This window comes from bacterium, from assembly GCA_035380285.1.
Taxonomy (GTDB): Bacteria; Auribacterota; Erginobacteria; order Erginobacterales; family DAOSXE01; genus DAOSXE01.
Genome location: DAOSXE010000019.1, coordinates 49,748 through 58,164, shown reverse-complemented (window position 1 = coordinate 58,164; position 8,417 = coordinate 49,748). Strand labels below are relative to the sequence as shown.

Annotated in this window: 4 protein-coding genes; all 4 read left to right on the top strand. The window is 65.9% G+C overall.

Features of this window, described 5'->3' with window-relative positions:
- Positions 1-986, top strand: a 986-nt coding sequence (locus PLZ73_08550) for a VCBS repeat-containing protein (GenBank protein HOO77923.1), incomplete at its 5' end; no start/stop codon positions are given.
- Positions 987-1,427: 441 nt separating this feature from the next.
- On the top strand, positions 1,428-3,929 hold the full coding sequence (locus PLZ73_08545) for a right-handed parallel beta-helix repeat-containing protein (protein ID HOO77922.1): 2,502 nt from the start codon (positions 1,428-1,430) through the stop codon (positions 3,927-3,929).
- Between the two features lie 118 nt (positions 3,930-4,047).
- Positions 4,048-7,377 carry a hypothetical protein gene (locus PLZ73_08540; protein HOO77921.1) on the top strand — a complete coding sequence of 1,110 codons (3,330 nt, stop codon included), beginning with the start codon at positions 4,048-4,050 and terminating at the stop codon, positions 7,375-7,377.
- Positions 7,378-7,382: 5 nt separating this feature from the next.
- Entirely contained in the window at positions 7,383-8,219 is an 837-nt protein-coding gene (locus PLZ73_08535) for a methyltransferase domain-containing protein (GenBank protein ID HOO77920.1), read from the top strand.
- Positions 8,220-8,417: the final 198 nt, after the last annotated feature.

Genomic DNA, 8,417 nt, shown 5'->3' with positions numbered 1-8,417 from the left:
CCTCCGGCGACCTGGCGTTCGACGACGTCCGCGTCACCGGGCCCATCAGCCCCACGCCCACGCCTTCGGCCACCCCCACAACCACCCCCACCGCGACGCCGACGTCCAGCGTCACCCCCACGCCTTCGGCGACGCCGACCCCGTCGGTGACGACCACCCCGTCCCGTACTCCCACCCCTTCGATTACTCCAACGCCGAGTCCTTGTCTCACACCGGAATATCTGGTTCTGGATTCCGGTGACTACAATGGGGATGGGAACGCCGATATCGCCGTCTTTCGGCCGGCCTCCGGCCTCTGGGCCGTGCGGGGGTTGGGACGGGTTTATTTCGGGACTACCGGCGATCTCCCCGTGAGCGGAGATTACAACGGCGACGGCTACGCCGATGTCTCGATTTTCCGGCCCTCGGTCGGACTCTGGGCGATCAAGGGGATAACCCGACTCTATTTCGGGGGGGCGGACGATCTGCCCGTCCCCGCCGATTACGACGGCGACGGCTGCTGCGACGTTGCCGTCATGGGAAAGACAAGCGGCCGCTGGGCGGTCCGGAACCTCACCGGCGCGTATTTCGGTGCTTCCGGAGACCTGCCCGTCCCCGGCGACTACGACGGGAACGGCAGCGACTCGATCGCCGTCTTCCGGCCCGCCTCCGGCCTCTGGGCCGTCCGCGGCGTCACCCGCCGCTACTTCGGGACCGGGGGGGACCGCCCGGTCCCGGGGGCGTATCAATGGTACGGCTCTTCCCGCTTGGCCGGCGCCTTTCGCGACCGGATCGCCGTTTTTCGACCGTCCACCGGACTGTGGGCGATTCAAGGCGTTACCTGGTTCTATTTCGGTGCTGCCGGGGACAGCCCGGTGGTCGGAGATTTCGAGGGAAACTCTCTGGACGACACTGCCGTCTTTCGCCCGCTCAGCGCGCTCTGGACGATCCGGGGAGTGAGCCGGGTATACTTCGGGGTGAACGGCGATATTCCCGTCACCCGCTAATAAATTTGTTTTCAAAATCGCCGAAGCGAGCACCTCTGGAGTTATCCGTCCCCGTCGATCGCGCTCCGTGACACGATTCATCTCCGACGGCAAGGAAATCCCTCCGGCTTTGTTATCGAACGACGGCGGCTGAGAACCCGTGCAGCGGAGAGTTCGTCCCGAGCCGGCCGAGGCGAGCCGATCCTGATAACCGGCGCGACGGAAGACGACCTCTTGCCGCCCGCCAGTCGCCGGCCCCGCTCAAAGACACCGATGAGCGTTTTACTCGGGGTTTCCTTGTACTCTCGAACGAACGTGTGTCAGCATGAGAAACGGCCGGGGCGCCTCCGATGCCGGAGGCACCTCTCGTTCCCGGTAAATGGCCGTCGTTATTGGCTGAAAAGCCGGCGGTGGAAGCGTATAGTCAACCGGAAAGATACACATAGCACGAGGAGATGCATCATGAGAACGATAAAAAGCGCGCTGGGCGCGGGCGTGCTGGGAACGGTTCTGGTTGTTTTCTCGGTTCCGGCGGCCACCTACACCGTGACCAACACCGATAACTCGGGAGCGGGCAGTTTCCGCCAGGCCATCGACGACGCCAACTCCAACCCCGGCGCCGACACCATCGAGTTCGACATTCCCGGGACGGGGCCGCACGTCATCAGCCCCGCTTCCTGGTTCCCCGCCTTCACCGGCCCGGTGACCGTCGACGGTTACTCCCAGCCCGGCGCGGCCATGGCGACCGAGACCTCCCCGGCCGCGATCATGATCGAACTCGACGGTTCCTCCGCCGGGGAGGGCGTCGGCGCTCTTTATTTCTTTACCGACAGCGACAACAGCCGCGTGCGCGGGCTGGCCATCGGCGGATGGAACCGGATCGCCATCTACCTCCTCAACCCCCGGGGGGTGGCGATCGAGGGCAACTACCTCGGCCTCCACGCCTCGGGGGACGCGGCCCACCCCAACCATGAGAGCGCCGTCTGTATCGAACAGGAGTCCTCCGACTATACCGTCGTGGGCGGGGATTCCCCGGCGGAGCGGAACGTCATCTCCGGCAACTACGGATACGGCATCGAGGTCGTGGGCGCGGACTATTGCACGATCAAGGGCAACTACATCGGCACCGACGCCTCGGGCACCACCCACATTCACAACTCCACGGGCGGGATCGACGTCTGCGGCGATCACAACTCCATCACGAATAACCTGATCTCCGGGAACGAGGGACCCGGCATCATCCTGGAATACTGCGCCACGCACAGCACCGTCACCGGCAACCGTATCGGGACGGACGTTTCCGGGACGGCCGCCCTCCCCAACTCCGGGCACGGCATCGAATGCGAGGGTGAATACTCCAGCATCGGGGGAAGCGGGGAGGGAGAGGGAAACCTGATCTCCGGCAACCAACAGCAGGGGATCAACGTGTACTATTCCACCTATAACACCTTCCAGGGGAATTACCTGGGCACCGACGTGACGGGGACCCATGCCATTGCCAACGCCTGGAGCGGGATCTGTCTCAGCGAGAGCTCGGACCACAACGTCATCGGGGGGGCGGCCGAGGGAGAGGGGAACCTGATCTCGGGGAACGACATTTACGGCGTGGACATCCAGAGTTCCAGGGATATCACGGTGGAGGGAAACCTCATCGGCACCGACGCCACCGGGCTCGGGGCTCTGGGGAACGGCTACTCCGGGATAAGCGTTTCCCACAGCGCTTACGATACCACCATCGGCGGCGACGTCGGAGCCGGCAATACCATCGCCCACAACGGATACACCGGCATCACCGTCACCGGCCACAACGGCAATGCCATGCTGGCCAACTCCATCTTCTCCAACCCCGAGCTGGGCATCGACCTGAACGGCGACGGTAGGACCCCGAACGATCCCGACGATCCCGACACCGGGCCGAACCGCTTACAGAATTTTCCGGTCCTGACCGCGCTCAAGGTCACGCCGGCCGGAGACCTGAAGGCCGCCTACAACGTCCCCTCGGCGCCGGCGAACTCCACCTACCCCATCCGGGTGGAGTTTTTTACCTCCGCTTCCGGCCAGGGAAAGGAATACGTCGGCTTCGCCGACTACTCGACCCCGGCAGGCACGGTCAAAACCATGTTTTCGCCGGCGGTGCCGGTGAACCCGGGAGAACCGATCGTGGCCACGGCCACCGACGCCGACGGGAACACCTCCGAGTTCAGCGCGGCCGCCGTATCCCCCACCGGCTGCATGATCCATTCCGGAGATTATACCGGCGACGGCGTCAGCGAAATCGCGGTCTTTCGTCCCGCTTCCGGCCTCTGGGCGATCCGGGGCGTAAGCCGGGTCTATTACGGCATGGAAGGCGATTTGCCCGTCGCCGGCGACTATAACGGCGACGGTACCACCGATATCGGCATCTTCCGTCCTTCTACCTGTCTCTGGGCGATCCGGGGGCTGAGCCGGGTCGGGTTCGGGACGTTCGGGGATACCCCGGCGCCGGGCGATTACAACGGAGACGGGACCGCCGACATGGCCGTCTTCCAGGCCGGTCTCTGGAAGATCCGCGGAGTGAGCCGCGTTTTCTTCGGAACCGACCGGGACCGCCCGGTCCCGGGAGATTACCGCGGAGACGGGCTCCGAGAAATCGCCGTCTTCCGTCCCGCCACCGGCCTCTGGGCGGTGAAGGGTTCGACCCGGGTTTACTACGGAAAGCAATCCGACTGGCCCGCGCCCGCCGATTACACCGGCGACGGGACCTGGGACATCGCCGTTTTCCGCCCCTCCCGCGGTCTGTGGGCGGTACGGGGGGGAAACCGCACCTATTTCGGGAAGACCGTCGACTGGCCGCAACCGGCGGATTACACCGGCGACGGGACCGCCGACCTCGGCCTGTTCCGGGAAGACACGGCGCTGTGGGCGGTGCGAGGCTTCACCAGGGGCTATTTCGGTAAGCCCGAGGATATCCCGGTCGCCCGATGAATTCGAACCGGAGAACCCTCACCCGGGGCTTGTCGGCGGACACCCGGTTGCACCTGATAACCGAAGCGGGCGCCTCGTGAGAAGATCGAGAAGACCCGGCTGCTCGCGGGAAAAAGTCTTGATCGTCCCGGTATTGGCCGCCGGTATCCTGCTTTCGCCGGGCGCGGTTACCGCCGCCCGGGCCGAACTCGAGCCCGCCCCCGACCCGGAAGTCTGGGTAACGGACGGCACCGTCAGGGCCGTCGCCACCGACGGCTCGGTCATGTATATCGGGGGCTCGTTCGGCCACGTGGGGCCGAACACCCGCAGCGGCGTCCCCCTCGATGCCGTTTCCGGCGAGCCGGAGGCCGCTTTCCCCCGGGTGGAGGGCGCCGTCTACGCCGTCGCCTCCGACGGCGTCGGCGGCTGGTACGTGGGGGGCGGATTCATGACGGTCGACGGAACCGATCGACACCGGATCGCCCACATTCTCGCCGACGGCTCTCTTGACGCTTCCTGGAACCCGGACGCCACCGGTCCCGTCCATGCCCTGGCTCTTTCCGGGAGCGTCCTCTATGTGGGCGGGGAGTTCAATGCCATCGGCGGGGAATCCCGGAACCGGCTCGCGGCTCTGGACGCCGCCGGGAGCGCCACCTCCTGGGATCCCGACGCCGACGATACCGTTCGCGCTCTGGCCGTCTCCGGAACCACCATTTTCGCCGCGGGCGATTTCTCCATAGTCGGCGGGGATATTCATAACTTCATCGCCGCCATAGATGCTTCCACGGGAACCCCCGAGCCCTGGTACCCCAATGCCGACAACGCGGTGTATTCCCTGGCTGTCTCCGGGTCCACCGTCTATACGGGCGGGCTCTTCACGGCCATCGGATGGCAGACTCGAATGCACATCGCCGCCCTCGACGCGGCCTCGGCGGCCGCCACCGCCTGGAATCCCGGCGCCGACGACGCCGTCAACGCCCTCGCGGTGTCCGGGGAGATCGTCTACGCCGGCGGGGCCTTCACGTCCATCGGCGGACAATCCCGGAACCGGATCGCGGCGATCGATGCCGACGGAAACGCCACCTCCTGGAATCCCGACGCCGACGCCGCCGTCAACGCCCTCGCGGTGTCCGGGGAGACCGTCTACGCCGGCGGGGCCTTCACGTCCATCGGCGGGCAGTCCCGGAACCGGATCGCGGCTTTCACGAGTTCCACGGGAGCCGCCGGCGCTTGGGACCCCAACGCCGACGCCGCCGTCAACGCCCTCGACGCTGCCGGAAGTACCATCTATGCCGGCGGAGATTTTACCAGCATCGGGAGGCTGTCACGCTACAACCTCGCCGCGTTCGACTCAACCGGCGCCGCCACGGATTGGAACCCCAACGCCGGAGGCCTCGTCCGCGCGCTCGCGGTTTCCGGAGACACCGTCTATGCCGGCGGAGACTTTACCGTTGTCGGCGGTGAACCCAGGAACTATATCGCGGCGGTCGACGCCTCCACCGGGGCGCTCTCCACCTGGAACCCCCAGGCGGACAACACCGTTTTCACGCTGGCCGCTACCGCCGACACCGTCTACGCCGGCGGCCAGTTCCTCTATATCGGGGGGCAGAACCGGCAGTACATCGCCGCTCTCGATCCGGCCAGCGGCGCCGCCACCGCCTGGAACCCCACGGCCACCGGTTTCGTCAGAGCTATGCTGATTTCCGGCGACATCCTTTACGTCGGCGGGAGTTTCGCGCTCATCGGGGGGCAGGGTCGGAGCAATCTGGCCGCTCTCGACGCCGCCAGCGGGGAAGCCACCGACTGGGCCCCCGATCCCGACGACGCCGTGTTTGCTCTCGCGCTTTCCGGCACGACGGTCTATGCGGGGGGGGCCTTCGAAAACATCGGGGGCCGGGGGAGGAACAATCTCGCCGCCGTCGATTCATCCGGCGCCGCCACCGACTGGAATCCGAACCCGGACGACTATGTCTACGGCGTCGCCGTCGGCGGCGATACCGTGTACGCGGGAGGCTTGTTCGACAGCATCGGAGGAGAGGAGAGAAATTATATCGCGGCCGTGGACCCGGATGGCGGCGCCGCCGCCTGGAATCCGGATGCGGACAACTGCGTCTATGCGCTGACGTTCGCCGCCGGAGACCTCTACATGGGAGGAGATTTCACCACCCTCGCCGCAAACAGTTTTTCCCATTTGGCGCGGTTCGACGCTCTTCCCACCCCCACCCCAAGCACCACGCCGACCCCCGCTCCTTCCGCTTCCCCCTCTCCATCGGCTTCCCCGACGCCCTCGCCTACCGCTTCTCCGACCGCATCGCCCAGTCGCACGCCGACGCCGGCGCCGACGGAAACTCCCACCCCTTCGGTCACCCCTACCTCATCCCTCACTCCCACGGCCTCGCCCACGCCCACCCCGTCCTGCACCCCCACTCCTTCGGCAACGCCGAGCCCCACCCCTTCGGCCACCTCTACTCCATCCCTCACTCCCACGGCCTCGCCCACGCCCTCCCCGTCCTGCACTCCGACTCCTTCGGGCACTCCTACCCCGTCCCCATCGGCCACCATGACTCCCACGCCTTCGCCGACTGCTTCCGTCACCGCCACCCCATCAACCACTCCCACCTTCGCCGCTACTCCCACCGCTGCTCCTTCTTCATCGGCCACGGCGACTCCGTACTGCCCTTCGGCGTCCCCCACCCCCACCTGCGGGCTCACGCCGACGCCGGCGCTCTTCGTAATCGCCTCGGGCGATTATGACGGCGATGGGACCAGCGAAATCGCCGTTTTCCGCGGAAGCTCGGGGCTCTGGGCCGTCCGGGGCCTGACCAGAATTTACTTCGGAGAGACTTTCGATCTTCCCGTTCCCGGCGATTACGGCGGCGACGGGACCGCCGACGTGACCGTTTTCCGCGCCGGCGAGGGTCTCTGGTGGATCCGAACCCTGACCAGGTTCTACCTCGGCGACGACCGCGACATCCCCGTTCCCGGGGATTACGACGGCGACGGGAGCGATGACGTCGCCGTATTCAACGCCGACGACGGAGTCTGGCGGGTTCGGGGGCTCACCCGGGTTTATTTCGGCGCCGGCGCCGATCGGCCCGTTCCCGGCGATTACGACGGCGACGGGACGATGAATATGGCCACTTTCCGAGGAAGCTCCCGCCTCTGGTCGGTACGACAGGTGACCCGGTTCTATTTCGGTTCTGCGGGCGACCGGCCCGTTCCGGCTGATTACCTCGGGGAAGGAACCCGCGTCGCGGGGATATTTCGTCCCGCTTCCGGCCTGTGGGCGCTGAGAGAAACGACCCGGGCCTGGTTCGGGGCCGGCGGCGACCGGCCTCAGCCCGCCGATTACGACGGCGACGGAACGGACGGTATCGCCCTTTTCCGGCCGGCTACGGCACTGTGGGCGGTGCGCGGCTTCACCAGGAGCTATTTCGGCGAGCCCGGGGACATCCCCATCGCCCGGTAATTCCGATGCATGAAGAGTATCTCGCCTCGGGATTCGCCGATGTCGACGCGAGACCGAACGTCGAGACCTATACCGGTTGTCTGCGGATGCTGGACTCGCTCCCCTACTACCGCCGCTGCAAACGGCAAAGCTACGATCTTCTCCGGATAGGACCGGGGAGCACCATCCTCGACGCCGGCTGCGGTCTTGGGGACGACGTTTTCCGCATGGCCTCGCTGGCGGCCCCGGGCGGAAGCGTGATCGGGATCGATACCAGCGCGGATATGATCGTCCTGGCCCAATCCCGGAGCCGGGGGAAAAACGGGATATGTTTTTGCCGGGCCGACGCCGGCCGGATGCCTTTCTCGGACGGGTCCTTTTCCCGGTGCCGGATCGACCGCACCCTTCAGCACCTCGTCGACCCGGGAAACGCCGTTCGGGAGCTGGCTCGGGTTCTCGAACCCGGCGGCCTCCTCCTCGCCTACGACAACGATTGGGGAAGCTTTACCCTTGCCGCGGACGACCGAGAGATTACCCGCGCCGTGCTCCGGTCGTGGTGCGATTCGTTCCCGAGCGGGGCCGTGGGGAGAGATTTGAGGAACTATTTTCTCGATGCCGGGCTGGAAGAGATAGTCGTCCGGCCCGGGGTTTCGCTGGTTGAAGATTTCGAATTGGCCGACCGGATCTACGACCTTCGCCAAAGCGTCCGCCGGATGGCGGCGGACGGCACCCTCGACGACACCACCGGCCGGAAGTGGCTCCGGGAATTGGAACAACGTTCCCGCCGGGGCCGTTTTTTCTCCTCCCTGACCGCTTATACCGTCCTCGGGCGCAAGCCCCCGGCGGGGGAACAGGGGACATAGAGCAAGAATTCAGAATACAGCATTCAGAATTCAGTAGCTCCCTGCCTCGGCCCCTTCAACGAGTCCACAGACCTGCCTGCCGGCAGGCAGGTTTCACAGATTGGGAATGGGGGAATGTTTGCACCCGATTACTCTGACTAAAGAGGGTTCAGACCCCCCGCCTTAGCCCCTGGAGAGTTTTGCACCTGATTACTCTGA